Source organism: Rhizobium sp. S152, from assembly GCF_030380735.1.
Lineage (GTDB): Bacteria > Pseudomonadota > Alphaproteobacteria > Rhizobiales > Rhizobiaceae > Rhizobium.
The window spans coordinates 685,379-711,231 of sequence record NZ_JAUDRZ010000002.1 but is presented as its reverse complement, the minus strand read 5'-3'; the positions used below and the strand labels follow the sequence as shown (position 1 = coordinate 711,231).

General features: G+C 59.3%; 28 protein-coding genes and 1 pseudogene. 18 read left to right on the top strand and 11 right to left on the bottom strand.

The features are described 5' to 3' along the window. Nucleotides 1–71: 71 nt before the first annotated feature. A complete protein-coding gene (locus QTL95_RS04585) occupies nucleotides 72–1,514 on the bottom strand; it encodes a hypothetical protein (protein WP_289718768.1) in 1,443 nt (480 codons plus the stop codon). Nucleotides 1,515–2,092: 578 nt separating this feature from the next. On the opposite strand from QTL95_RS04585, the gene QTL95_RS04580 reads away from it, so the two are divergent. From QTL95_RS04580 to QTL95_RS04555, 6 genes are all read left to right on the top strand, one after another. Then, nucleotides 2,093–3,118: a sterol desaturase family protein gene (locus tag QTL95_RS04580; RefSeq protein WP_289718767.1), complete on the top strand. Its 1,026-nt coding sequence runs from the start codon at nucleotides 2,093–2,095 to the stop codon at nucleotides 3,116–3,118. Nucleotides 3,119–3,121: 3 nt separating this feature from the next. After that, nucleotides 3,122–3,415 carry a hypothetical protein gene (locus QTL95_RS04575; protein WP_289718766.1) on the top strand — a complete coding sequence of 98 codons (294 nt, stop codon included), beginning with the start codon at nucleotides 3,122–3,124 and terminating at the stop codon, nucleotides 3,413–3,415. Nucleotides 3,416–3,485: 70 nt separating this feature from the next. Beyond that, entirely contained in the window at nucleotides 3,486–4,910 is a 1,425-nt protein-coding gene (locus QTL95_RS04570) for a phosphomannomutase (protein WP_289718765.1), read from the top strand. Nucleotides 4,911–4,944: 34 nt separating this feature from the next. Continuing rightward, nucleotides 4,945–6,372, top strand: coding sequence for a mannose-1-phosphate guanylyltransferase/mannose-6-phosphate isomerase (locus QTL95_RS04565; protein WP_289718764.1), 1,428 nt, complete (start codon nucleotides 4,945–4,947; stop codon nucleotides 6,370–6,372). Nucleotides 6,373–6,415: 43 nt separating this feature from the next. Beyond that, nucleotides 6,416–6,613 (top strand): hypothetical protein, encoded by a 198-nt coding sequence (locus QTL95_RS04560; protein WP_289718763.1) that lies wholly within the window; start codon nucleotides 6,416–6,418, stop codon nucleotides 6,611–6,613. A 49-nt stretch (nucleotides 6,614–6,662) separates the two neighbouring features. After that, nucleotides 6,663–7,784 carry an acyltransferase family protein gene (locus tag QTL95_RS04555; protein ID WP_289718762.1) on the top strand — a complete coding sequence of 374 codons (1,122 nt, stop codon included), beginning with the start codon at nucleotides 6,663–6,665 and terminating at the stop codon, nucleotides 7,782–7,784. Between the two features lie 355 nt (nucleotides 7,785–8,139). Here the strand turns inward: QTL95_RS04555 and QTL95_RS04550 are convergent, their stop codons facing one another. Further along, nucleotides 8,140–8,559, bottom strand: a complete 420-nt coding sequence (locus QTL95_RS04550) for a hypothetical protein (RefSeq protein ID WP_289718761.1) — start codon at nucleotides 8,557–8,559, stop codon at nucleotides 8,140–8,142. A 434-nt stretch (nucleotides 8,560–8,993) separates the two neighbouring features. Here QTL95_RS04550 and QTL95_RS04545 point away from each other — a divergent pair, with 434 nt between their 5' ends. Both QTL95_RS04545 and QTL95_RS04540 read left to right on the top strand, forming a co-directional pair. Further along, nucleotides 8,994–9,194, top strand: a complete 201-nt coding sequence (locus QTL95_RS04545) for a type II toxin-antitoxin system VapB family antitoxin (protein WP_289718760.1) — start codon at nucleotides 8,994–8,996, stop codon at nucleotides 9,192–9,194. After that, nucleotides 9,191–9,540: pseudogene (locus QTL95_RS04540) on the top strand (type II toxin-antitoxin system VapC family toxin). The gene QTL95_RS04545 and the pseudogene QTL95_RS04540 overlap by 4 nt, the downstream one beginning before the upstream one ends. Nucleotides 9,541–9,543: 3 nt before the next feature. Here QTL95_RS04540 and QTL95_RS04535 read toward each other — a convergent pair. The 6 genes from QTL95_RS04535 to QTL95_RS04510 form a co-directional block, all read right to left on the bottom strand. Beyond that, nucleotides 9,544–10,374 carry a shikimate dehydrogenase family protein gene (locus QTL95_RS04535; protein WP_289718759.1) on the bottom strand — a complete coding sequence of 277 codons (831 nt, stop codon included), beginning with the start codon at nucleotides 10,372–10,374 and terminating at the stop codon, nucleotides 9,544–9,546. 11 nt (nucleotides 10,375–10,385) lie between these two features. Continuing rightward, nucleotides 10,386–11,114, bottom strand: coding sequence for an amino acid ABC transporter ATP-binding protein (locus tag QTL95_RS04530; protein ID WP_289718812.1), 729 nt, complete (start codon nucleotides 11,112–11,114; stop codon nucleotides 10,386–10,388). A gap of 66 nt (nucleotides 11,115–11,180) precedes the next feature. Next, nucleotides 11,181–11,822, bottom strand: a complete 642-nt coding sequence (locus QTL95_RS04525; RefSeq protein WP_289718758.1) for an amino acid ABC transporter permease — start codon at nucleotides 11,820–11,822, stop codon at nucleotides 11,181–11,183. Between the two features lie 9 nt (nucleotides 11,823–11,831). Next, nucleotides 11,832–12,500 carry an amino acid ABC transporter permease gene (locus QTL95_RS04520; protein ID WP_289718757.1) on the bottom strand — a complete coding sequence of 223 codons (669 nt, stop codon included), beginning with the start codon at nucleotides 12,498–12,500 and terminating at the stop codon, nucleotides 11,832–11,834. A gap of 28 nt (nucleotides 12,501–12,528) precedes the next feature. Next, nucleotides 12,529–12,975 (bottom strand): type II 3-dehydroquinate dehydratase, encoded by a 447-nt coding sequence (aroQ, locus tag QTL95_RS04515; protein ID WP_289718756.1) that lies wholly within the window; start codon nucleotides 12,973–12,975, stop codon nucleotides 12,529–12,531. Nucleotides 12,976–13,073: 98 nt separating this feature from the next. Beyond that, entirely contained in the window at nucleotides 13,074–13,904 is an 831-nt protein-coding gene (locus tag QTL95_RS04510; protein ID WP_289718755.1) for a transporter substrate-binding domain-containing protein, read from the bottom strand. Between the two features lie 206 nt (nucleotides 13,905–14,110). Here QTL95_RS04510 and QTL95_RS04505 point away from each other — a divergent pair, with 206 nt between their 5' ends. Further along, nucleotides 14,111–16,006 carry a bifunctional sugar phosphate isomerase/epimerase/4-hydroxyphenylpyruvate dioxygenase family protein gene (locus tag QTL95_RS04505; protein WP_289718754.1) on the top strand — a complete coding sequence of 632 codons (1,896 nt, stop codon included), beginning with the start codon at nucleotides 14,111–14,113 and terminating at the stop codon, nucleotides 16,004–16,006. Between the two features lie 9 nt (nucleotides 16,007–16,015). Here the strand turns inward: QTL95_RS04505 and QTL95_RS04500 are convergent, their stop codons facing one another. After that, a complete protein-coding gene (locus QTL95_RS04500) occupies nucleotides 16,016–16,690 on the bottom strand; it encodes a GntR family transcriptional regulator (protein ID WP_289718753.1) in 675 nt (224 codons plus the stop codon). A gap of 159 nt (nucleotides 16,691–16,849) precedes the next feature. Here QTL95_RS04500 and QTL95_RS04495 point away from each other — a divergent pair, with 159 nt between their 5' ends. Then, nucleotides 16,850–17,527, top strand: a complete 678-nt coding sequence (locus tag QTL95_RS04495; RefSeq protein WP_289718752.1) for a GntR family transcriptional regulator — start codon at nucleotides 16,850–16,852, stop codon at nucleotides 17,525–17,527. Between the two features lie 3 nt (nucleotides 17,528–17,530). On the opposite strand, the gene QTL95_RS04490 is transcribed toward QTL95_RS04495, so the two are convergent. After that, nucleotides 17,531–18,292, bottom strand: a complete 762-nt coding sequence (locus QTL95_RS04490) for an IclR family transcriptional regulator domain-containing protein (protein WP_289718751.1) — start codon at nucleotides 18,290–18,292, stop codon at nucleotides 17,531–17,533. A 122-nt stretch (nucleotides 18,293–18,414) separates the two neighbouring features. Between QTL95_RS04490 and QTL95_RS04485 the strand changes: the two genes are divergently transcribed. Genes QTL95_RS04485 through pobA form a run of 4 tightly spaced genes read left to right on the top strand, consistent with a single transcriptional unit; the run spans nucleotide 18,415 to nucleotide 22,223 of the window. Further along, nucleotides 18,415–19,122: a 3-oxoacid CoA-transferase subunit A gene (locus QTL95_RS04485; RefSeq protein ID WP_289718750.1), complete on the top strand. Its 708-nt coding sequence runs from the start codon at nucleotides 18,415–18,417 to the stop codon at nucleotides 19,120–19,122. Continuing rightward, the gene (locus tag QTL95_RS04480) at nucleotides 19,119–19,808 is read left to right on the top strand and encodes a 3-oxoacid CoA-transferase subunit B (RefSeq protein WP_289718749.1); all 690 of its coding nucleotides are present in this window, start codon (nucleotides 19,119–19,121) and stop codon (nucleotides 19,806–19,808) included. Before QTL95_RS04485 ends, QTL95_RS04480 begins: the two co-directional genes overlap by 4 nt. Then, complete coding sequence (gene pcaF / locus QTL95_RS04475) at nucleotides 19,805–21,010, top strand: 3-oxoadipyl-CoA thiolase (RefSeq protein WP_289718748.1); 1,206 nt, start codon at nucleotides 19,805–19,807, stop codon at nucleotides 21,008–21,010. The genes QTL95_RS04480 and pcaF overlap by 4 nt, the downstream gene beginning before the upstream one ends. 40 nt (nucleotides 21,011–21,050) lie before the next feature. Then, nucleotides 21,051–22,223, top strand: a complete 1,173-nt coding sequence (gene pobA, locus QTL95_RS04470; RefSeq protein ID WP_289718747.1) for a 4-hydroxybenzoate 3-monooxygenase — start codon at nucleotides 21,051–21,053, stop codon at nucleotides 22,221–22,223. Here pobA and pcaQ read toward each other — a convergent pair. Continuing rightward, complete coding sequence (gene pcaQ / locus QTL95_RS04465) at nucleotides 22,202–23,167, bottom strand: pca operon transcription factor PcaQ (RefSeq protein WP_289718746.1); 966 nt, start codon at nucleotides 23,165–23,167, stop codon at nucleotides 22,202–22,204. The two genes, pobA and pcaQ, sit on opposite strands and share 22 nt — an antisense overlap. 93 nt (nucleotides 23,168–23,260) lie before the next feature. On the opposite strand from pcaQ, the gene pcaD reads away from it, so the two are divergent. Genes pcaD through pcaG form a run of 4 tightly spaced genes read left to right on the top strand, consistent with a single transcriptional unit; the run spans nucleotide 23,261 to nucleotide 25,840 of the window. Continuing rightward, on the top strand, nucleotides 23,261–24,070 hold the full coding sequence (gene pcaD, locus QTL95_RS04460) for a 3-oxoadipate enol-lactonase (protein ID WP_289718745.1): 810 nt from the start codon (nucleotides 23,261–23,263) through the stop codon (nucleotides 24,068–24,070). Then, nucleotides 24,063–24,467 (top strand): 4-carboxymuconolactone decarboxylase, encoded by a 405-nt coding sequence (pcaC, locus tag QTL95_RS04455; protein WP_289718744.1) that lies wholly within the window; start codon nucleotides 24,063–24,065, stop codon nucleotides 24,465–24,467. Before pcaD ends, pcaC begins: the two co-directional genes overlap by 8 nt. 9 nt (nucleotides 24,468–24,476) lie before the next feature. Beyond that, nucleotides 24,477–25,226 (top strand): protocatechuate 3,4-dioxygenase subunit beta, encoded by a 750-nt coding sequence (pcaH, locus tag QTL95_RS04450; protein ID WP_289718743.1) that lies wholly within the window; start codon nucleotides 24,477–24,479, stop codon nucleotides 25,224–25,226. After that, nucleotides 25,226–25,840: a protocatechuate 3,4-dioxygenase subunit alpha gene (pcaG, locus tag QTL95_RS04445; protein WP_289718742.1), complete on the top strand. Its 615-nt coding sequence runs from the start codon at nucleotides 25,226–25,228 to the stop codon at nucleotides 25,838–25,840. Before pcaH ends, pcaG begins: the two co-directional genes overlap by 1 nt. Nucleotides 25,841–25,853: the final 13 nt, after the last annotated feature.

Below are 25,853 nucleotides of genomic sequence, written 5' to 3'. Positions count from 1 at the left end.
GCCAATGGATTCAGTTCGGGCAGGTTTTTCCTCGTCATGTCGGTCGGGTCGCCCGCGGACATATCGACCCTCTATGGCAAGGTATGATCATTTCGAGCCACCCAGGCCGGACCATCGCTTTGTTGGCGCAGGCGGAGAAATGGTGCGGCAGCCTCCACCGAGGGTACCGGGCGACTGGCAGCCAACCCAGCCAGAATGAAGAACAGCAGACCGAGGTCGACGGTTGCCCCGGCGACAGTTCCCCCTACGAGGAGGCAAAGGCAACCGTTACGTGCGGCCAATTTCACGTCTCTTTCGAATGTTTGGGGCGAGTTTCCCATCCGCGTCAGCGCCGCGATCGCAAAGGTCGCGAAAAAGATCGCTCCGGGAACGCCGACATTTGACAAAACAGCGATCGGAAAGCTTGACGTCCGCGCGGTGCCCAGGCCTACGCCGAATCCGGAAGAATCCCAGAAGTTCTGCATCCCGAATGAATTCCACGCACCTCTTGCTATACCAGAATTTGACGTCGCCTTGCTAAGAACCAGAATATCAACGTACTCGTAGAGCATGCCGTATAGATCGTTGCTCAAAATGACGACCAAGGTTGCGACGACAAGAAGCAGAGGTGATAGCAAAACAAAGGCGGTCGCGTTACCACTCGCTTGAGAGGTGCCGCACTTTGAAAGTGCGGTGCAGTACATGATGGCTAAACAAACTGGTGTGGCGACGAGCCCGGTTGAGGAAGTGGACAGCATAATGAGCAAAAGCGACGCCACGGCCAGAAACCCTTGCCAGCGGCTGGTTCTTCCACACAACCACAGCGTACCTGTAAAGCCAAGTACGCCGAGTGTCGTGCCTGCGAAGGCCGATGCTTCCGGCCAGGAGCCGACTATGCGCTTCATGCCATTAACGCTCTCGTTCTCGTGGAACGTGTACTGAGCATTGCGCATGAATTGGAGGGCGTCCTGCGTCCCCGTGGCAGCCGTTGCCAGATCCAAGAGGGCAAAACCGATATTCAACGCGGCATATGCGATCAGAGCATTCACGATTGCTCTGCAGCCCGCTGATGTCGACCCGATCACCGAAATCGCAACGAAACAGACAAAATCGGCCAACAGATAGATTGGCTGGGTAAAGTTGCTCGAGACAGGTCCGAGAGGGACGACGCCGCGCGTGAGTGGATATTCAGAAATTCCAAGCGGAACGATCAATGTTTCACCGGAAAGCAATCTTGGAAGGAAATACGCACTTATCGCTCCATAGGTCACCAACGCAGCGAGCCAAAATCCTGGTTTTCCTACGCTCAGCATGGCTGTTGCAGGACGCAGATCAGTCCGACCACTTACGATCGAGATAACCAGAAATAGCAGGAACAGGTGAGCGGGAGGCACGCTCGCCGAACCGACAACAAGAGCTGCGGCGGAACCAAAAATGCTCATTATTACAAGAAGAGCAGCTGTAAACGCGCTGCCAAGCGAAAGGGCGTAAAACCCCAACACTAACGTGAAGACTCCAATCGGCTCGACACTCATCGTCCTCGCCCGCATCTACTAGGAAGCAGCCTTGCTGCATTGCACACTAGCGATTAGACCGGCTTTTGGGAAGTCAAACTTATGTAAACGTTTGAAACAAAGCCTATTCACGGCGCGCTTGTGAAAGCAAGCGGTGATATTTTTTACCAACTTCAATACATGTGAACATTTTATAGACAGATGCGTAATAAAGTTGCAAAATCTGACGTAATTTGACATTCAGGAAATTATTTGATTACTTTTATAAAGTTGTCACGCCGGACTATTACTTTTGGTCCTGTGACGATACTTGATGGAATTCGATGGCCTCTGGCCATTCCACCATGACTTATCGATACACATGCGGCAGTGCAGCGATGGCGGGAGGCCGTTGCGGACACCGGGCCGAATTAGCACATGTCGCGGGAAGGAGGAGCCCGACCCCTGAAGCGCAAGCGCGCGGAGTATGTCGCTATGATATTCACAATGGATGCTTACCGAGCGTTGTTTTGGACCGCTATTGTCTCGAGCTCTCGCGAATTCGGGCGTCCGAGAGCGGGCAATGGTGACAGCGTTACTTCGCACCGTGGAGCAATGCCATGAGTGTCGATGTTCTCTACTCCTACTTCATGAACCTTCCGCAGTTTGCCCTAACCTGGGGTATTTTCTTCGGCGCCGGCCTTGTCTCGTTTGCGATCCAGCTTCGCCGGAACCGTCATGTATTCTCGCTTCGCGAGGTGTTTGAGCACTGCGTGCCGTTTGATCCATGGCGCTCTAAAAGCTTCCACATGGACGTGATCATTTATATCTATCGGAAATTCACGGACTTCATCTTTGCCGCGCCGGGTTTTGCAATAGCGGGGCTATTGTCGATTGGCGTGAACACATCGCTGACGGCACTTTTCGGTCATTTAACGCCCATTCCGACAACCTTTGCAGTGGCGTTTCTCTGCACAATTGTGATGTTTCTAGCCGCTGAGTTCGCCGACTATGTCGTCCACTATCTCGAGCACAAGGTTCCCGCACTTTGGGAGTTGCACAAGGTCCATCATTCAGCCGATTTTCTCAATCCCCTGACGTCCAAGCGCGGCCACTCGCTGCCTATCCTCTACGGTGGCGCGATGGCGGGCGTAATAACGGGAGCGGTGGCCGGCGTATTAATATATCTTTTTGACATCAGCCTTCCCGAAGCCCTCCTTCTTAAGGCAGTTGCCAGCAAGATTTTCACCATCTGGACCCTTGATCCGCTCAAGCACTCGCATATTCCCGTAGGTCTGGGATGGTTCGACCGGGTATTAATCAGTCCTCACATGCACCAGGTGCATCACAGCAAGCTCCAGCCGCATTGGGACAAAAACTTCGGCACCAATTTATCCATATATGACTGGATTTTTGGAACCGGGTACAGACCTGCGAAGGGCGAGGAAGTTGAGTTTGGGATCGCTGGTTACAGTGATGCAACCCTGCAAAAATTCAACACTCTGCGAGGCGCCTTCATCAATCCGATAATCAGAAGCTGGAAAGCAATTCAAAAGCGATTTCGTCAAAAGCCGACGTCCATTTCGTCCCCCGCTATTGAAGGCATAGACTGGACGCGGCAAATGGTCGACCCGAGAGAGGATTGAGCGATGTCAATTCTGACGCCCTGCATCACACCGTTCCGTCGAATTTTCTCCGATACAAAGAAACTGGGAAATCGAAACACTATCGAGCGCTTCATCGAGTTGATGCGAGCGCCGGCCTTCTATTTCAGGATGCTTCTCGCAAGTATCGTCTTCTCTGCAGTGTCCTATGCACATAGCGGCAGCATCGCTACCACCGCCTATTACGGCGCCTTCTGCCTTTTGCTGATGCAACTGGGATATGTTGGCGGCGTAATTTTCGTCATCTGGAGAGAAAGTTCCAAGCGCGACGACGCCTGATCATGTGCCTGACTAGAACGGGGGGTTTTTAGGGCGCGAGCAACGTGCACGCCTAAAAGGATTGCCTAAGATGAAATTCGGAACGAGTGGACTTCGCGGCCTGTCCGAGGACCTCAAGGGTCGAGCCCCGGCTCTCTTTGCCACCGCGTTCGGACGCTACCTGCTGCTCGATAGCGGACTGGCGCAAGCGGGCGACGCCATCCTGATCGGCCCGGACTACAGGGATTCGAGTCCAGAGATCGCGACCAACTGCACTGATCCCCATGTTAGTCTCGGCGTCGATGTCCAAGACTGCGGCACAGCGCCGACGCCAGCACTTGCGCTTTATGATCTCCAGCAAAAGGCCGGCTGCCTGATGGTGACGAGTTCTCATATCCCAGCGGATCGAAATGACGTCAAGTTCCATCGACCAACCGGCGAGATCAAAGCGGACGAGGCTGCAATCACTGCGGCAGCAACCGCGCTCGATGGCGCCGGCTTTGCATTTGCGCCCCGCGGCACGCGTACGCAGGAGGATTCATCCGAATGCCTGACGACCCTCCGCGAACGGAATGCCCATACTCTTCCTGCGGGCGCGCTTGCTGGCCTCAAGGTTGGCGTCTACCGGCATAGCACGATCGCCCGCGACCTGCTCGTGGATCTCTTAATGCATTTCGGTGCGACAGTCGTGCCTTTTGGTCGGTCGGAGACATTCGTTCCCGTCGACACAGAAGCCAGTTGTCACGAGACGATTGCCAAACTGACGGATGCTGCCAGACAACATGGCCTCGACGCAATCGTCTTGGCTGATGGCGACGGGGATCGTCCGATAGTGGCAGACGAGACGGGCACCCCGTTGCTCGGTGATGTTCTCGGATTGATCGCTGCAAACTTCCTCGGCGCGACATTGGTGGTCACACCGGTCACGTCGAATTCGGGGATTGAAGCTGCTGATAGCTTCAGCGTTATTCGCACCCGCGTCGGCTGTCCCTTCGTGATATCGGGGATGCAGAAGGCAATCGTATCGGGCGACCACAATGTCGCGGGCTTCCAAGCGAATGGAGGCGTGCTGACCGCGAGCGGCTTCGACATCAACGGCCACACGCTGCGCGCACGTCCGACTCGCGATTGCTTCGTGCCCCTCCTCGCGACGCTCTTTCTTGCAGCATCCAGGCGGCAACCGGTTTCGGTTATATCTGATTCCTGGGAGTTGCCATTTGCCGTGGCTGACCGTTTCGAAGACTTTCCGGTTGAGACAAGTGCCCGTCTGATGGCACATCTCCGGTCCGGGTCGTCCAACCTCGCGACGCTTCTGGACCCTATCGGCAAAGTCGGCAGCGTCAGCGATATCGACGGGCTGCGTCTCACGCTTGGGGACCGGCGCACCATTCATTTCCGCCCCTTCAGCAATGCTCCGGAAATTCGCTGCAACGTCGAAGCGGAAGGCGAAGCAGCCGCGGCAGCGTTGCTCGGTTTTGGACTGCAACGCATCAACTGTTGGGTCGAGACGAATTAATAGACCAAGCAAGAGATAGCCAAGGATATTAGAGATGACCAAAAAGATCGTTCCAGTGATCATGGCAGGCGGCAAGGGTACCCGGCTTTGGCCACTATCACGCGCCGCCGCGCCGAAGCAGTTTATCCGTTTCGTGGGCGACAAAACGCTTTTTCAGGAAACGCTGCGGCGCGTGTCCGATCCTGCGCTCTATGAACCGCCCGTCGTTCTTACCAACGAAGAATTCCGCTTTCTTGTCGCCGAGCAAGCGCGTGAACTGGACATCGAGATCGCCGCCATCGTACTCGAACCCGTTGCCCGCAATACCGCTGCCGCCGTAGCCGCCGCTGCGACGCTGGTACGCGATCGTCTCGACGAGGACACCATTATGCACGTGCTCGGCTCCGACTACGAAATCGTTGCCGGCGACACCTATTTTGGCTGTGTCAACATTGCGGCCGCCACGGCGGCCGAGGGAAAGCTGGTAACCTTCGGCATACAGCCTACTGAACCGGCTACCGGTTATGGCTACATTGAAGGCGGAAAGACACTTCCAACCGGGGCGCGCGCGGTCGCCCGCTTCATCGAGAAGCCGCCGCGAAACAAGGCAGAAGACATGGTTGCAACCGACGGCTTTTACTGGAATTCGGGCATGTTCATGTTCTCTGTGTCCAGCCTATTGGCTGATATGCGCAGCTTTGCAACGGAGACATTGAGGGCAGCGGAAGCAGCATTTACCAAAAGTGCCAGAGATCTCGACTTCATCCGTCTCGACAAGGAGGCTTTCTCCGCTGCCCCGAACATCTCGATCGATTACGCGATCATGGAGAAGACGAGCAATGCCGCCGTCGTCCCCTCGGCGTTCAAGTGGTCCGACCTCGGCGGCTGGGATTCGGTCTGGAAAAGCGGTAGCCGCGACGAGTATGGCAATGTGGCAGCAGGCCATACGACGGTCGTCAACACCAAGAACTCGCTGATCATGACACATGGTGTACACCTCGCCGTCCAGGGCATGGACAACATCGCTGTGATCGCCAGCGAGGACGCCGTGTATGTTGGCCGACTGCAGGACAGCCAAGACGTCGGGAACCTCGTGAAGGTGCTCGCGGCCGCCCCCACTACATCGCAGTTGACCGAGACCCACCCCACTTCCTACCGGCCCTGGGGCGGCTATACCTCAGTGCTAAAGGGCGACCGCTTCCAAGTGAAGCGCATCTTCGTCACGCCGGGCAAGAAGCTGTCGCTACAGAAGCATCACCACCGCTCCGAGCATTGGATCGTCGTCAAGGGCACGGCCGAGGTGACCATCGGCGACAACGTGCAGATGCTGCGAGAGAATGAATCTGTCTACATCCCGCTTGGCGAGGTCCATCGCTTGGCCAACCCAGGCAAAATCATGCTCGAGTTGATAGAAGTGCAAACGGGATCTTATCTCGGCGAAGACGACATCATCCGTATCGTGGACGAGTTCGGCCGCAGCTGATGTATTAGCCACGCTGCAGTACTTCAAGGAGGTCAACGAAAGAATGGACAACGGCCTGAGAGATAAGCGCGGGTTGGAAGGGGTGCGCGTTCCGGTTTTTGAGGGGTTTGTCCGTCGGCTGCAGCGTGAAGGGCACTTCTTCGAGGAAGGTCCTGATGCTACGCGCGACCGAGATGACAAAAGACAGGTGATTGTAACACAGCCGCTGCGACGCCTCAGGATCGGCAGGGTGGATGCCTGACGGTCGCGCGACCGAACTGAAAACCGTATCGTCAACAGGATCTCGGCCTATGCTGTCATACATCAAGCCGCAATGGTCTGCATTGTGCAGCGGAGTAGAAAGAAGCGAGTCTACGGGGCATCGATATATCGGTTTGGACCTGCTGCGAGGCCTTGCGGCTCTTGTCGTGGTATTCAAGCACTTCAAGACCCGACTCGATCTCCCTTACCTCGCACCCAACGGCTATCTGGCAGTCGACTTCTTCTTCGTCCTCAGCGGCTTCGTTATCGCAAGCGCCTATCAGCGCCAGCTGAGGGATGGGTCGCTGACAACAACTGCATTTCTTGGCAAGCGCCTGATCAGGCTTTTGCCACTCATCGTTATGGGCGCTACGGTTGCAGCTATATTGGAATTTGGCCGAATGGATCTCGACCAAACGCAGCATATGAGAGACGTCGCGATCGCCTTCGTCTTTGGCGTCACGGTCTTACCAATACTGCAAACATCCTTGCTTCACACCCCGACGCTCGATCAGTCGGTGTTCCCACTCAATACGCCCACATGGTCACTGTTTTTCGAGATTTTCGCGAATGCGGCGTTTGCCCTTTGCGCTCGGCTCAAGCTGTATTCGGGCGCGCTTCTGGCGGTTGTTTTTGTAAGCGGCATTTGGCTGCTTTTTGCGATCGCAAGTGCTGGAACCGTCAATTTTGGCTTCAACCCCAACGGGTTTTGGTGGGGATTTCCTCGCGTAGTCTGGTCCTTTTCCGTCGGGTTGCTGATCTACAGGTATAGCTCATTCGCCCCTAAGCACATTTTCATTCCCGCATCCGTACTTTTAATCGTAGTTCTCATGTCACCGGATACCGGGCTACCGAAAGCGCTGGTCGACACAATTGTGGTCATGATCCTAATGCCCGCAATTGTCTTCGCATGTCTCAATGCAGACCTCGACCCCTTTACGCGGCGCTGCGCGATATGGAGTGGAAATCTATCGTATCCCATATATGCGGTCCACTATCCTCTGGTCCATCTATTCAGCTTCCTTGCCAAAGGCATGAATTTCTCACCGCTCCTGCAATTGGCCGTGGCTGTCATCGGAACTGCTGTTATCGTGGGCTTCTCTGCGATTGCGTACGTAGCGTTCGACGTGCCGGTTCGGCGTAGGCTTTCACTGCTTTCCAAGGGTTCGTAGCTCGCCAAAACGGGCTCGGCCCCGAGTATCCCGTTCCACTGCGGGGTAGCTACTTCACAAATTCGCGATGGCCCATTGGAAAATTGTCGAAAACAAGAGCCGCTTCACCCGCCATGCGCCACCTTATTGATTAGATTGCGGCTTCTGACATCATGAGCACATGCGTATAGGTTCACAACCTAGCTCCAGAATTGCCGCACGGCAACGTGAAGCTCTCCACGGCTCGGCCGTACGGCAGTTTCAGTGGTGAGTGCGTTCAACAGCGCAATAGCGATTATGGCGGCATGTGCATATCAACAACAATGTCGACCGGTCGGAGGATGAGGCGTGTTCCCACAACAAATTCTTGATCATTCTAGGCGCCAAGCAGTCGATCCTGGGCAGCGGATATGGCGTGACGGGGCGCACCAGCGCGCTCAAATACTTGAAGTAGAAAAAGCTTTAATGCGGTGACTTCGATCTCGACCGAAGCGGCCTGGGCCGGGTCAGCGTTCGCCCATTGGCGCATTTTGGAGATCGACCGGCTGACGGTGCCAGGTTGCGTGAGGCATTCTGGGTTAAATCGACCACTCTCAGTAACGTACCAAACAAACAGGCGGATCGCGACATGGGCATCGTTGTAATAACCTTCGGAGCACATTCTCGCATGCTCAATTTCCAAGGCTTCCCGATCCTCAGAACCAAGGCGAGCCAGCTCCAAACCTAGATCATGAAGCTTCTCCGCAACGGCGGGCGCGCGGACGTCTGGCCGCAATCGTGCAAATACTGGTGTCATCTCCATGCTAACAAGATAACGCGATACCAATTCCTGTGGAACCGTCCCGTCGTCATCATTTTGACTTATGCGACACCGCAGCACTAGCCGATTGGACAAGTCCCTCAGTTCGGGAGCGAATGTCAGCTTCCTTGCCAGCTGGGCGTATGGTGGGACAGCCTCGCATCGCTAATCCAGGTAAGCCAGCAGTAATGGGCTCCCCAATCCGAATGGACGATTATCCCGCCTTCGCAGGCTGGAGACAGTTTGTGATCAGCAAGGAAATCCAACGCGCTGGGTAACGTACGGTGCAAAATAAGCGCTACGATCTTGCAACGCTTTGACGGGTGTCGAACCGGCGACCCGCAATAGGCATGGTGTCAATTGCCGGCTTAAGAGGCATAAATTATCGCACCAATTGGTGCTATGAGTGTATCAAAATTTGGGAGCTACCTATGCGATCTACTATTAGTCTTGACGACAATCTCATCGAACCGGCTAGATCCCTTACAGGCACAAAGGAGACGGCGGCTCTTGTGCGTCAAGCACTCGAGACTTTAGTACGAGTAGAATCTGGCAAACGGCTAATAGCTCTTGGCAGCACTATGCCCGAGGCTGAGGTAGCGCCGCGCCGCCGGAGCGAAGTGAGCAAGTGATCCTTGTCGATAGTTCAATCTGGATTGACCATTTTCGACACGGCGACTTGGATCTGACCAAAATCATCGGAGATGATCGGTTGCTGTGCCACCCTTTCGTATCGGCGAACTGGCCATAGGCAGTCTGCGCGATCGGGATGCGGTTCTAGCGTTTCTTGCAGCTAAGCGTGAGGCAGTGGTCGCGACCCATACAGAGGTAATAACCATCATTGACCGCTATTCGGTTTTCAGCATGGGGATCGGCTATACCGATGCACATCTGTTGACTTCAACCCTACTCGATCGACGATCAGGAGTTCGAACACTTGGGGAGCAAGTAGCTTCTTTCGCGATGCAGTCGATTTAAAATTCAACCCATACAAGCAATCGATCGCAGTTCATCGGCCGTTGTCGTTGGAAAGCCGAAGAATTCGAGGTAGGCCGGAATTTGTTCAAACAGCATGTCGGTGCCCACCTGGAAGTCGCAGCCGTGGGACCGTGCCACTTCGAGAAACGGCGTGATCTCCTGCTTCATCACGACCTCGCCCACGAAGGTAGAGGGAGAGAGCCGCGACACATCGATCGGTAACGGATCGTCGCTCTTCATGCCGAGCGGCGTCGCATTCACCACGATGTCGAAGCCTTCAGGATCGCGCGATCCGGCCGTCACCTCCACATCGGGATAATGCTGGCGCAGCCGTCCCGTCAGACCGTTCATGGCCTCCGTGTTTGCATCGAAAACCGCTATCCGTCGAACGTCGGCAGCGGCAAGCGACGCGGCGATCGCCGAGCCGACGCCGCCGGAGCCGACGACGAGCACGTCGGCGCCAGCAACCTGCCTGCCCTTGCGCAGCACGCCGCGCACGAACCCTTCCCCGTCGAACATGTCGCCGATCAGCCGGCCATCTTCATCGAGCCGGATGGCGTTGCAGGCGCCGGCGGCCTGTGCACGCGTCGACAGTTCTTCGAGCAAGCCCATCGTGGTGACCTTGTGCGGCATGGTGATCAATGCGCCGTGGATGTTCGACAGGCGGAACACGAGGCGCAGGAAATCCGGAAAATCCTCGGCCCGGCAGCCCATCGGCACGACGACGGCGTCGATGCCGTGTTTCTCGAAATAGGGGTTGTAGATCAGCGGCGACTTGAAGGTCTCCGTCGGATAGCCCAGATGGGCAATGATCCTGGTGGTGCCGGAAATCATGCCGAAAACTTTCAGTGACGCAGAATTTCGCCAAGGAACTTGCGCGTGCGCTCATGCCTTGGATTGCTGAAGAATGTGGCGGGCGGTGCTTCCTCCACGATCGCGCCGCTCGCCATGAAGATGACGCGATCAGCGACTTGACGGGCAAAGCCCATCTCGTGGGTGACGCAGATCATCGTCATCCCCTCCTCCGCCAGGCCGATCATCGTATCGAGGACCTCCTTGACCATTTCCGGATCGAGCGCCGATGTCGGCTCGTCAAACAGCATCACCTTCGGCCGCATGCAGAGCGCACGCGCAATCGCCACGCGCTGCTGCTGACCACCGGAAAGCTGCGCCGGATATTTCTCGGCCTGTTCGAGGATCTTGACGCGGTCGAGCAGGCTGCGTGCGCGCTCTTCCGCTTCCGCCTTGCCAAGCCCGAGCGCACGCATTGGCGCCAGCATGCAGTTCTGCAGCACCGTCAGATGCGGAAAGAGATTGAATTGCTGAAACACCATGCCGACATCGCGCCTGATGGCATCTATATCCTTGGAGCGGTTCCCGAGCAGCGTGCCGCCGACGCGAATCTCGCCCTTCTCGTAGCTCTCCAGGTGGTTGATGCAGCGGATCAGCGTCGACTTGCCGCTGCCGGAGGGGCCGCAGAGCACGATCCGCTCGCCCTGGCGGACATCCATGTTGATATCGTGCAATGCCTGAAAGGCACCGTACCATTTCTCGACCTGTGCCAGGCGGATCATCGGCTCGGCGGTGGTGGTCGTCGACACATTGGTCATCGTTCAATTCTCCCGGACAGGCAGGCGCACTCAGCGCGCCGACATCGTGAAGCGCCGCTCGAGGCGGGCACCAAGGATCGTCAGCGGGCAGCACATAATGAAATAGAGGATGCCGACGATGCCGAAGACCGTCAGCGGCTCGAAGATCTGGTTGGAAATGATGTTGCCCGCCCGCGTCAGCTCGGTGAAACCTACGATGGCCGCGAGCGAGGTTCCCTTGATCAGTTGTACCAGGAAGCCGATGGTCGCAGGCAGCGAGATGCGGATTGCCTGTGGTAGGATCACGTCCTTCATGCGCGAGACGTATTTGATGCTGAGCGCCTTGGCGGCCTCGGTCTGGCCACGCGGGACAGCTTCTATCGAACCGCGCCAGATCTCGCCGAGATAAGCGCTCGCATGCAGTGTCAGCCCGATCGCGACCGCGATCCACGCGTCGAGCTTCAGTCCCACCAGCGCCAACCCGTAATAGACGACGAAGAGCTGCATCAACAGCGGCGTGCCCTGAAACACCGCGATGTAGCCGGCCGTCAACCTTTCCAGCGAGGGCAGGCCGCAGGTGCGTAGCAGCGCAATTACAAGCCCCCCGATCGAGCCGCAGATAAAGCCGACGACGGACAGGACCACGGTCCATTTCAAACCAATCAGCAGGAAGATGAATTCATCGCGACCCATGGGCGCCTCCTACTTGACCGGATAATTGAAATAGCGGGACGAGAAGAGTCCGAAGAGCCGCATCATCACCCAGGAGATCACGAGGTAGAAAACCGTGACTGTGAAATAGACCTCGAAGCTGCGGAAACTTTCGGATTCAATCCGTTGCGAGACCGAGGTGAGTTCGTAGGCCGAGATCGCCGAGGCGATGCTGGTTGATAGCGTCAAAAGCACGAACTGGCTGGTGAGTGACGGATAGATCGCCCTCAGCGCCGGCTTCAACACGATGAAGCGGAATACCTGCGCCTTGTGCAGGCCAAGCGCGAGGCCGGCTTCCTTCTGGCCCGCAGGGATGGCCTGCACCCCGCCGCGGATGATCTCGATCGCATAGGCGCCACCATTGATGCCGAGCGCGATGATCGCTGTCGGCGTCGGATCGAGCCTGACGCCGGCAAGCGGCAGGGCGAAATAGATGAAGAAGATCTGCACCAGAAACGGCGTGTTGCGGATGATTTCGACGAAGCCGATCACCAGCCAGCGTATCGGCTCGAAGCGAGAATCGCGCAGCATGACGCCGCCGATGCCGATCAGGATAGCCAGCAGCATGCCTGAGATCGCCAGCAGGAACGTACCGAGACAGGCAAGCAGCAGGCTGGGCAGACCGTCGATAACAGGCGTGAAGTCCAGTGTGTAGTTCATGGTCTTGTTTCTGGCCTTTCCTGTCCGGTCAGCGGCTGCAAGCGACCAGTTGCGTCATGGCCTGGATCGCGAGTTCGTACCCATCCGCACCGAAGCCGATCATGATCGACGTCGCGATCGGCGAGATCAGGGACTTGTGGTAGATGCGCTCTCGGGCATGGACATTGGAGATGTGCAGCTCGATCTTCGGCGGGTCGAAGGTCTTCAGGGCATCGAGAAGAGCGATCGACGTGAAGGTAAGTGCCGCCGGATTGATGATAATCCCGCAAGCCGTCTGGCGCGCTTCATGAATGCTCTCGATAAGTGCGCCCTCGAAATTCGTCTGGCGAAAATCCACCTCGAAGCCGAGGTCGCGCGCCTTGGCCGTGCAGCGCTGCTCGATCTCAGCCAGCGTCGTCGAACCGTAGATGTGCGGTTCGCGCTGACCGAGAAGATTGAGGTTCGGCCCGTTCAATACAAAGATCGTGTTGCTCATCATCGCTCCCGCGTTCGGCACGAGACATTCATCGCCGCGGCAAAGCGGCGGCGACCGTTTTCAAGACGCCGCCGTCGCATCGCCCCATCGTAAAGGGTCTACTTTGCTGCGAAGGGAATGCCTTCTAGGCTCGCCGGGAACTCAGGCACGGGAACCTTCATCCACTTGTCGTAGACCTTCTTCAGCTCGCCATTTGCCTTGATCTTGTCGATAAAGGTGTTGAGCGAGGCATTGATTTCCTTCTCGTCCAGACGAGTGCATGCGCCGTTGTAGAGCTTCTGGAACTCGAGCTTGTTCTCGAACTCGCCGGGGCGCGCCTTCTCGACGCGATCCATGTAGAAGATGTTGCCGCCCAGCGCCTCGGCCTGCCCGGATACCAGCGCCTGGACGCTGGCCGCATCGCCATCGAAACGGCGGATGGTGGCTGAAGCAGGTGCATTCTTGGTGACCTGCGTGTCCTGCGCGGCGCCCTTCGCTACGGAAATGGTCAGGTTGGCCATGTCGTCATTCGTCTTTATCGACTTGTTCTTCGGACCGATCAGGACGATGGCATTGGCATTGTAGGGTTGGCTGAACTGAACCGCCTTGGCGCGATCCGGCAGCATCGCCATCGTCGCGAAGAGAACGTCGACGCGACCCGACGTCAGTGCCGGGATGCGGTTGTTGACTTCAAGCGGAACGAACTCGACTTCGACGCCGAGTTCCTTGGCGTACAGCGCACCCATATCGGCATCGAAGCCGTCCTGCTTGCCGGCGCTGGTGACGAAGCCCCATGGCGGATTGTCGCCCTGGATGCCGACGATCAGCTTGCCGCGAGCCTTGATCTCTTCCGGGGTGACGGCGGCGGCCGGCTGAGCCAGCGCGATGCCGGTAAGTAAAGCGGCCGCGCCAAGCATGGCGTTGCGCCGTGACAACATGGATTTCAACATCTTTTCCTCCTCCTCAATGGTCGTCGCGACCGAACAGCCTTCCTTCTCCTCCGACTGTGAGATCAAAATTGCCTGAGGCGGACGGATAAATCAACATAGTTTTCCAAAATCATATGAGACTTCTATTTTCAAACGTTGAATTGAACTTCTCACGACATTCGCCATAATGATTGTCACGACGATATCGGTCAGGGAGGATGAACGAGATGAAGACCTCGATAGCGACGGTTTCGATCAGCGGTGAGCTGCCGGAGAAGCTTGAAGCGATTGCGCGGGCGGGCTTCGATGGCGTGGAGATTTTCGAGAACGACTTCCTGGCCTTTGACGGCAGCCCCGCCGATGTCGGCAAGATGGCCCGCGATCTCGGCCTGAAGATCACGCTGTTCCAGCCGTTCCGCGATTTCGAAGGCATGCCGGAACCGCTGCGCAGCCGCACCTTCGACCGCGCCGAACGCAAGTTCGACATCATGCAGCAGCTCGGAACGGACCTCGTCCTCGTCTGCTCGAACGTTTCGTCCGCCTCGCTCGGCGGCATCGACCGCGCCGCCGCCGACTTCCGCGAACTGGGTGAGCGCGCAGCAGCGCGCGGTTTGCGCGTCGGCTACGAGGCGCTGGCATGGGGTCGTCACATCAACGACCACCGCGACGCCTGGGAGATCGTGCGTCGCGCCGACCACGACAATATCGGCCTGGTACTGGACAGCTTTCATAGCCTCTCGCGCAAGATCGACATCAATTCCATCCGCTCCATCCCGAAGGAGAAGATCTTCATCGTCCAGCTGGCCGATGCGCCGCAGATCGACATGGATCTGCTCTACTGGTCGCGGCACTTCCGCAACATGCCCGGCGAAGGCGACCTGCCGGTGACCGCCTTCACATCCGCTATCGCCGCGACCGGTTATGACGGCTACTATTCGCTTGAGATCTTCAACGACCAGTTCCGTGGCGGCTCGACGCGCGAGATCGCGGCCGACGGCCACCGTTCGCTGATCTATCTGGGCGATCAGGTGCGCCGCGGCCTCGGCGGCAACAACCAGATTGGAAAGCCCATGCCGCCGCGCGCGACGGTGAAAGGCGTGGGCTTCGTCGAGTTCACCGCTGATGAGGGCGATGCGGCCGAACTGATCGGCATCCTCGAGGTGCTGGGCTTTCGCAAGACGGCCAAGCATCGCAGCAAGGAAGTCAGCCTCTACGAACAGGACGGCATCCGCATTCTCGTCAATATCGACCAGGCGGGCTTCGCCAACGCGGCATACGCCGTCCATGGGACGCTCGCCTATGCCTTTGCGCTTGTCGTGGACGATGCCTGCGAGGCCCACCGGCGCGCGGTGGCACTCGATGCCGAACCCTTCCTGCAGCCGGTCGCCGAAGGCGAACTCGAACTACCTGCGATCCGCGGCGTCGGCGGCGGCATCGTCTATCTGATCGACGAGACGTCGCCACTCGGACGCTTCGCGGAGCTCGACTTCATTCCCGTCGATGAACAGCAATCGGCGCCGAGCGCGGGCCTGCTGCGCATCGACCACATCGCGCAGACCGTCTCATACGACGAGATGCTGACCTGGTTGCTCTTCTACACCTCGATCTTCGCGACCGAGAAGACACCGATGGTCGATATCATCGATCCCGGCGGCGTCGTGCGCAGCCAGGTGGTGGAGAACGAGGAAGGATCGCTGCGGATCACGCTTAACGGCGCGGAGAACAGGCGGACGCTCGCCGGCCATTTCATCGCGGAAAAGTTCGGATCTGGCATCCAGCATCTCGCCTTCAGCACCGACGATATCTTCAACACCGCCGAGACCTTGCGAAAAGCCGGCTTCAAGCCGCTGCACATTTCGCCGAACTATTATGGGGATGTGGAAGCGCGCTTTGGGCTGGATCCCGATCTCACCGAGCGGTTGAAGGAACATAACATTCTCTACGACCGCGATGAGCAAGGCGAGTATTTCCAGCTCTACAGCGGCACATACGGCGAAGGCTTCTTCTTCGAGATCGTCGAGCGCAAGGGCTATCGAGGCTATGGCGCGGCCAATGCCATTTTCCGCATCGCCGCACTGAAAAAGCAGATGCGTCCGGAGGGCCTGCCGCGCGACAGCGGCTAGGAATGCCGGTCAGGCGACTATGCCGCTTTTCAGGATGTGCTCGACCCCGCTATGCACATGCCGGCGGATCACGGCCTTGGCCTGTTCCGCATCGCGTCGAAGCGCGAAATCGAAGAGCGCTCGGTGATCGTCGACCACCGGCTTGCCGCGGAAGCTCTCGGCCAGCATGTGATAGCGCAGAAAGCGGTCGAAGACCGAGGAGAGCGTCGCCATCAGCGTCGCGGAGTTGCAGGCCGAGACGATCGCCTGGTGGAACTCCCAGTCATAGCGCACCCATTCGATGGTGCGCGAGGCATCACCGGCGAGGAGCCGCCGTTCCGCGGCCGCCAGCTTGTGATGCGCCGCTACGATCGATGCCTCCCACTCAAGATCGCCCGCAGCGAAAGCGAGATCGAGCGCGTGGGTTTCGAGCACCACCCTGAGGTCGGCGAGTTCGAGCAATTCACGACGCGACGCCGGGCTGACCTCGAAACCCTTCTGCCCCTCGGCAACGACAAGGTTTTCCGTTGTCAGTCGGCTGAGGATTTCCCGCAGCGGGGAGACGCTGATCGAATAGCGTTCGCGCGCCTGTTCCAGCTTGATCTTGGATCCCGGCGGCAGAATGCCGGAAATAATATCCTGGCGGATTTGACGAAACACGACCTCGCTGACAGTTTCAGCCGTCTCTCCCGTTTTCTTCAGCATTGCGTTGCGAGGGCTCCAGTCGCGATGATTTGGAAAATCATACAGTAGAATGCCTTTCCTATGTCTTTCTTAAATATGGCAGACGATAGGATTTCAGCAGCTGTGACAATGAGGTAACGTACACGGCGCAGTTCGCATCGAAAATAGCAGAGTATCGGGATGTTGCAGCAGACAGAAAACGAGACCATTGCGGAGAGCAGCTACCGCCGCATCCGTGCCGACATCATCTTCGGCCGGCTCGCACCGGGCCAGAAATTGAAGCTGGATGCGCTGAAGGAATCCTACGAGACCTCGATCAGCACGTTGCGTGAGATCCTGAACCGCCTTTCCTCGGAGGGGCTGGTGCTGGCGGAGGGCCAGCGAGGGTTCCAAGTATGCCCAGTCTCCGTCGCCGACCTCAGGGAGATCGCCGCCTTGCGGCTGCTCCTGGAGACCCATGCGCTGGAACAATCCTTCGCGCAGGGCGACATGGAGTGGGAAGCGCGCCTCGTATCGGCCCACTACAAGCTTGCCAGCCTTGAGCGGCTGATGGCGACCGGTGATGCCAGCCGCGCTGAAGACTGGAAACGATACGACTGGGAATTTCACCAAGCGCTGATTTCGGCCTGTGGCTCCAAGCTTCTGATCGAGACGCACTCGGTCATCTTCGACAAGTATCTGCGCTATCAGATGGTCGCGCTATCCTACCGCGGCGATGTGGCGTCACGCGAGCATCAGGCGCTTCTCGATGCCGCCCTCGAACGCAATGCCGATGCGGCCAAGCAGATCCTTGCCGCGCATATCGAAGGCGGTGTCGAGCATGCACTGGCGCGCGGTTTGCTGAAGCAGGATAGCTGAACCCTAAACCAGAATTCCGCTCAGTTCGGCCTTTATACGCAGCAGCGCCGGAAGATAACGCGAAACCATCGCCTGCATCGGCTCTTCCGTCGCCGCCAGACCGACATTCAGCGCCGCCAGCGTCTGCCCGCGCGCGCCGACCAATGGTACCGCGACCGACCGAAGGCCGATTTCCACCTCCTGGTCGATGGAGGCGTAGCCGGCGGCCTTCACATCCTGCAGGATGCGTTGGAGTTCCCCCACATCGGTCTGCGTTCTCGACGTGCGTTGCGCAAGCGGTTCGGCCGACAGCAACTCCAGCGCCCGCTCCGAAGGAATGGCGGCCAAAAGAACGCGTCCCATCGAGGTGCAATAGGCGGGTAGCCGCGATCCCGGCATCAGAGCGATCGACATGACACGGCGCTGCGACGCGCGCGCCACGTAGACGATCTCGGCATCATCGAGGATCGAGACCGAGGTGCTCTGGCCGATCTCCTCCGACAGCCGGTCCAGCCATGGCTGGACGATGCGGGGCAACGGCATGGAGGCTAGGCATCCTGTTCCAAGCCGAAGCACGCGCGGCGTCACCGTGAAATACTTGCCGTCATAGGCGCAGTATCCAAGTTCTGCCAACGTCAGCAGGCATCGACGCGTCGTGGCGCGATCGTAACCCGATATGTCCGCGGCCTCAGAGATGCTGAGACGCGGGTGCTCGGCCGTGAACGCCTCGATCACCTTCAGCCCCTTGGCGAGACCACCCATGATGTCACGTTCCTTCACCTGCATGCGTCGGCTCCCATGTGCGATATTCGAACAAAGATGACATAGCGCACAAACGTGATTGCCGTCCACACCTCAGATCCCTACAAATTAGAGCGCTGCCGCTGACAAGCGGCGATGGAGGATCAATGGACAAGACAGTGCGAAGCGCGGCGGAAGCGGTCGACGGGATTGGCGATGGAGCGGTCGTGATGATCGGCGGTTTCGGTGGCTCCGGCGCGCCGATCGAACTGATCCACGCGCTGATCGACAAGCGGCCACGGAACCTGACCGTCATCAACAACAACGCCGGCAACGGACGGATCGGCATCGCGGCGATGATGGATGCGGGCATGGTCCGCAAGATGATCTGCTCGTTCCCCCGCTCTTCCGATCCCCGCGCCTTCACGGACCGGTATCTTGCCGGCGAGATCGAGCTGGAGCTTGTTCCGCAGGGTACACTTGCCGAGCGGATCCGCGCTGGCGGCGCCGGCATCCCGGCTTTCTACACGCCGACAGGCTACGGAACCGAACTCGCGCAAGGCAAGGTGATCGCCGAATTCGACGGCCGGCCCTATGTGCAGGAGCGCTGGCTGAAGGCCGATTTCGCGATCGTCAAGGCGCATGTCGGCGACACCCACGGCAACCTCACCTATCGCAAGGCCGGCCGCAACTTCAATCCGCTGATGTGCATGGCGGCCGAGCAGACGATCGTGCAGGTTTCGAGCCTCGTGCCCCCCGGAGGCATCGATCCCGAGCACGTCGTGACCCCCGGCATCTTCGTCGATCGCGTCGTCGAGATTGCCAATCCCAAACAGGAAGAAGAGCTGATCCGCGAGGGAGCAACATGCCCATGAGCAACAACAAGCTCTCGAACGCGCAGATCGCCTGGCGGGCGGCACAGGACATTGCCGACGGCGCCTATGTCAACCTGGGCATCGGGTTTCCCGAGATGGTGGCGCGCTACCAGCCGCCCGGTCGGCAGGCGATCTTTCATACCGAGAACGGTATTCTCGACTTCGGCGAGGCGCCGCCGACGGGCGAAGAGGATTGGGATCTGATCAACGCGGGCAAGCGCGCCGTCACCCTGAAACCCGGCGCCGCCTTTTTTCACCACGCCGACAGTTTCGCCATGGTGCGCGGCGGCCATCTCGATGTCGCCATCCTCGGCGCCTACCAGATTGCCGAGAGCGGCGACCTCGCCAATTGGCGGGTGGGCTCCAAGGGCGTGCCCGCCGTGGGCGGCGCGATGGACCTCGTGCATGGCGCCCGACAGGTCTTCGTCATCACCGAACACGTAACCAAGAACGGCGAGCCAAAGCTCGTCGAGAAGTGCACCTTCCCGCTGACCGGCGTCGGCTGCATCACCCGCGTCTACACCAGCCACGCGGTGATCGACATTGCGGACGGTCGTTTCGTGCTTCGGGAAAAGTTGCCGGATCTGGCGAACGAGGTTCTGCAGGCGATGACCGGCGCACGACTCCATATCGACGGGCCGGTCGTGGATTTGATCGTGCCCACGCTTTCGGGAGGTGAAGCATGACCGAAGCCTATATCTGCGATTACATCCGCACGCCGATCGGCCGTTTCGGCGGCGCGCTCGCCTCCGTCAGAGCCGACGATCTCGGTGCCGTTCCTCTGCGCGAACTGATTGCGCGCAACGTCGCGGTGGATTGGGAAGCGGTGGACGATGTCATCTTCGGCTGCGCCAACCAGGCCGGCGAAGACAATCGCAACGTTGCCCGCATGTCCCTCCTTCTCGCCGGCCTGCCGGCAAGCGTGCCGGGCACGACGATCAACCGGCTGTGCGGCTCCGGGATGGACGCGATCATTGCGGCTGCGCGGGCGATCAAGGCTGGCGAGGCCGAACTGATGATCGCAGGCGGCGTCGAAAGCATGTCGCGCGCGCCCTTCGTCATGCCCAAGGCGGACACGGCCTTCTCGCGCCACGCCGAAATCCATGACACGACTATCGGCTGGCGCTTCGTCAATCCTCTCATGAAAGAGCTCTACGGCGTCGAATCCATGCCCGAAACCGGCGAGAATGTCGCCGAGGACTATAAGGTAAGCCGTCAGGATCAGGACGCCTTCGCGCTGAGGTCCCAGGATAAGGCGGCGGCGGCGCAGCAAAACGGCCGACTTGCGAGGGAAATCGTCGCGGTTTCGATCCCTCAGCGCAAGGGTGACCCTGTCGTCTTCTATCGCGACGAACATCCTCGCGCCACCACGATCGAGGCGCTGGCCAACCTCGGGACGCCGTTCAAGCGCCAGGGCGGCACCGTCACCGCGGGCAACGCGTCAGGTGTGAACGACGGCGCAGCAGCGCTGATCATCGCTTCGGAAGCTGCCATCAAGAAACACAGCCTCACGCCGATCGCCCGCATTCTGGGCGGCGTGTCGGCCGGCGTACCACCTCGTGTCATGGGCATCGGCCCCGTACCAGCCTCGCAAAAGCTGATGGCTCGGCTGTCGATGACTCAGCAGCAATTCGACGTCATCGAACTCAACGAAGCCTTCGCCAGTCAGGGCCTCGCGGTGCTACGCCAACTCGGCATCGCCGACGACGATCCGCGCGTCAACCGCAACGGCGGTGCGATCGCGCTCGGCCACCCGCTCGGCATGTCGGGCGCGCGTATCACCGGCACCGCGGCCTTGGAGATGGCAGCAGGCGGGGGACGCTTCGGCCTTGCAACCATGTGCGTCGGCGTCGGCCAGGGGATTGCCATCGCGTTGGAGCGCGCATGACGCGTCGTTAAGCTTGGGGGAGAGGACGCTGGGAGGACACATGCGTACCAAAGTCGCCATCATCGGCTCGGGGCCGGCAGGGATGTTGCTCGGCCAACTGCTGACCGTGGCCGGCATCGACAACGTCATACTCGACCGTGTCTCCAAGGATTACATTCTCGGCCGCGTGCGGGCGGGCGTACTGGAGGAAGGCACGGTCGATCTGATGGACAGGGCGAAATCCGGCGCCCGGATGCATGCCGAAGGGCTGCTCCATGACGGCTTCTCGCTTGCCTTCGATGGCCGCGACCATCGCATCGATCTCGTCGGCTTGAGCGGCGGAAAGCGCGTCATGGTTTATGGCCAGACGGAGCTGACCCGCGACCTGATGGAACAGCGCGAGACAAGCGGCGCAATCTCGATCTATGAGGCGGCCAGTGTCACGCCGCATGATTTCGACGACGATTCCCCGTATGTGACCTATGAGAAGGGTGGAGTGACCTATCGCATCGATTGCGACTTCATCGCCGGATGCGACGGTTTCCACGGCGTGAGCCGCAAGGCGGTGCCGGAGCGGTCGATCCGCACCTTCGAGAGGGTCTATCCTTTCGGCTGGCTCGGCATTCTGGCCGATGTCGCGCCTGTCAGTCACGAGCTTGTCTACGCCAACCATCCGCGCGGGTTTGCGCTCTGTTCGATGCGTTCGCAGACCCGCAGCCGCTATTACATCCAGGCTCCGCTCGATGAAAAAATCGAGGACTGGAGCGACGAGCGCTTCTGGGACGAGCTTCGCCGCCGCCTGCCCGCGCATCATGCCGAAGCGCTGCAGACCGCCCCGTCCTTCGAGAAGTCGATCGCCCCGCTTCGCTCCTTCGTTGCCGAGCCCATGCGCTTCGGTCGGCTGTTTCTGGCAGGCGACGCCGCCCATATCGTGCCGCCGACCGGTGCCAAGGGCCTGAACCTTGCGGCGAGCGACGTACACTACCTGTTCTCCGGCCTTTCGGAATATTACGCCGAGGGATCGAGTTCAGGGATCGACGCTTATTCGCAGCGGGCGCTGTCGCGTGTCTGGAAGGCGGTCCGGTTCTCCTGGTGGATGACCACCATGTTACACCGTTTCCCCGACACCGACGACTTCGGCCAGAAAATCCAGGAGGCGGAGCTCGACTATCTGACACATTCGCAAGCTGCGGCAACGGTGCTGGCCGAAAACTACGTCGGATTACCCTTCTGAGCGTCCAGCTTTGAGCTGGGCCGGCCGGCCGCCACCTCCATGGCCGCTTCGCGAATGGTCTGCATCAGGATCGAAAGCGGCAGTGACGGGATGGCGTCGTTGCGCATGGTCAGGCCCACGGGACCCTTGGTTTCGCTCGTATCGATCGGCAGCACCGCCAAAGCTCCGTCCTCGATGTCGTTGGCGACGACGCCGGCGGAGATGATCCAGATGGCATCGCTTGCTCGAACGAAGGCGCGGCCAAAGCTGTCGGAGACTGTCTCGATCTGGTTCGGAAGGCTGGGCACGCCGTTGGCGATCAGAAGCCCCTCGACGAAGGGGCGGATGATCGACGCCCGGGTCGGCATCAGGATCGTGTAGTCACCGAGCGCATTGAAGTGCGACTGCCTGGCCTTCAGCAACGGATGGCCGGCGCGAACCGCAAAGACCACCTGCTCCGAGTAGAGGTGCTCGAAGGAAAATCCGGTCATCTTTTCCGGCCCGGCGAGACGCCCCACGACAAGGTCGAGATCGCCAACGCGAAGCTGTTCCAGAAGCACGGCGTTCTCGCCTGTGACGATCTTCAGCCGGGTCCAGGTGTTTTCCATCAGGAAAAGCTGCATCGCCCGTGGCATGATCCTCGTCGATACCGTCGGCAAGGCGCCGATGCGGATTGGTGGGGCATCGCCGATCCGCTCCTGCGTGACCGAATCGAGCCCCTGCCGCAGCGCCGTAAGCGCCGCACCTGCGTGTTTCAGGAAAACCTCGCCGTATCGCGTGATCTTGATGCCGCGGCCATCGCGCTCGAAGACTTCGACACCCAGAACGCCTTCAAGCTCTCGGATCGTCTTGGTCACGGCGGGTTGGCTGACATGCAGCAACTCGGCCGCCTTCATCACGCTTTTCTGGCGTGCGACCTCGACAAAGGTTTGCAGATGGCGGAACTTAATGCGGCTGTCGATCATCTCTTACATAACTCTCAAGTTATAGGATCGCCACGAAATATCATTTTACCTAACCAGATTAAACATTCAGTTTCCTGCCAGGAGGAATTTCCAGTGCAATTTGCCCGTGTCAACGACATCGCCATCCACTATCAGGTTATCGGCGGCCCGGCCGACAAGCCGGTTCTGGTATTTGCGAATTCGCTTGGCACCGATTTCCGCATCTGGCGCGACGTGATCGTCAGGCTGGCGGGCGATTTCGCCATTCTGCTCTACGACAAGCGCGGCCACGGCCTCTCCGATGTCGGCCAGACACCCTACACGATCGAGGACCACGCCTCGGACCTGATCGGTCTGCTCGAAACGCTTGCGATCAAGAAGGCGATTGTCTGCGGCCTTTCGGTCGGCGGGCTGATTGCCCAGTCGCTCTACCGTCAGCGACCGGATCTCGTCAGCGCTCTTATTCTCTGCGACACGGCCCACAAGATTGGCACCGCTGACATCTGGAACACGCGCATCTCGGCGATTGAGCAGAACGGCATCGACAGCATGTGCGATGCCATCATGGAGCGCTGGTTCACACCGGCTTTCCGCCGCCCCGAAAGCACCGCCTATAACGGTTATTGCAACATGCTCGTCCGCCAGCCGGTGGCCGGCTACGTCGCCACCTGCGCCGCGGTGCGCGACGCCGATCTTACCGAAGCGGCGAAGGCGATCGCCGTGCCGACGATCTGCATCGTCGGCGATCAGGACGGCTCGACACCGCCCGACCTCGTCAAATCGCTGGCACAGCTCATCCCCAACGCCCGCTACGAGATCATCCGCGATGCCGGCCATATTCCCTGCGTCGAGCAGCCAGAGGCCCTGACGGCGGTCATCCGCGCATTCATCGACTTCGCATTAGATGGAAAAGCTCATGAGTGACACCCCGCTTGCCTCCGAGCGCTACAGGCAAGGCATGGCGACCCGCCGCGCCGTGCTGGGCGACAGCCACGTCGATCGCGCGGAAGCTGTTTCGACGGCCTTCGACAAGCCGTTTCAGGATCTAATTACCGAGGCCGCCTGGGGCCACGTCTGGTCGCGCCCAGGTCTGACCAAACGCGAGCGCTCGATCGTCACGATCGCGCTGCTCGCGGCACTTGGCCAGGACGACGAGGTGGCCATGCACGTGCGCGCAACCGCCAATACCGGGGCCAGCCGAGACGATATCTGTGAAGCGCTGCTGCATGTGGCGATCTACGCCGGCGTGCCGGCCGCCAATCACGCGATCAAGATCGCCAAGCAGGCCTTCGAACAGATGGACGCCGAAAAGGCGGCTTGAGAGGAAGTCATGTCCGAAATACCGAACCGCAAGCCCGAGACGGGCGCCTTTTTCGCCCGCGACCTCAGCTGGCATCCGCCGGCCTATGCGCCCGGCTACAAGACCTCGGTCCTGCGCTCGCCCAAGCGTGCGCTACTCTCGCTCGACGGCACGATCTCGGAGATCACGGGTCCCGTCTTCGGCCATGCGATGATCGGCGAGCTTGACAACGACCTGCTCCACAACTTCGCCAAGCCAGGCGAGAGCGCCATCGGCGAACGCATCATCGTCCATGGACAAGTGCTCGATGAACGCGGTCGGCCGCAGGCCGGCGTTCTGGTCGAGTTCTGGCAGGCCAATTCCGGCGGACGCTACCGCCACAAGAAGGAAAGCTATCTGGCGGCGATCGATCCGAACTTCGGCGGCTGCGGGCGCGCGATCACCGATGAGGAAGGCCGCTACTTCTTCCGCACGGTCAGGCCCGGCGCCTACCCATGGCCGAACGGCGTCAACGACTGGCGCCCGGCGCACATCCACTTTTCGATCTTCGGCCACGGCTTCTCGCAGCGCCTGATTACCCAGATGTACTTCGAGGGCGATCCAATGATCTGGAAGTGTCCGATCGTCGGCACCATCCCCGACAAGGCCGCCATCGAACAGCTGATCGCGCCGATGGATTGGGGCAACACCATCCCCATGGACAGCCGCGCCTACCGGTTCGACATCGTACTGCGCGGCCGCCGCTCGACGATGTTCGAAAACAAGCTGGAGGGCAACTGATGGCCCAGGAATTGCGCTATCTCAGGGAAACGCCCTCGCAGACGGCGGGCCCTTACGTCCATATTGGCCTGACGCCGAATTTCTGCGATATCGGTGGTGTCTACGAACGCGATCTCGGCATCGCGATGGTCAACGACAAGACAACAGGCGAGCGGATCACCGTCACCGGCCGCATCTTCGACGGAGCCGGCGTGCAGGTGCGCGATGCCGTCATCGAGATCTGGCAGGCCGACAGCGCCGGGCTCTACAACAGCCCATCGGAAATGCGCGGCGCGGCCGATCCGAATTTCACCGGCTGGGGACGTTGCCCGACCCGCGCCGAGGATGGCGTCTACAGCTTCGATACCGTCAAGCCTGGCAAGGTTCCCTTCAAAGACGGGCGCAGACAAGCGCCGCATATCAGCTTCTGGATCGTCGCGCGCGGCATCAATATTGGCCTGCAGACGCGGATGTACTTTCCGGAGGAGATCGAAGCGAACGGTGCCGACCCGCTGCTTCAGCGCATCGAACACAGGGATCGCGTCGCAACGCTTATTGCCGTGCGGGATGGTTCTATCTATACGTTCGACATCCGGCTGCAGGGAGAAAACGAAACCGTCTTTCTCGATATCTGACAGTGGGGCGGTT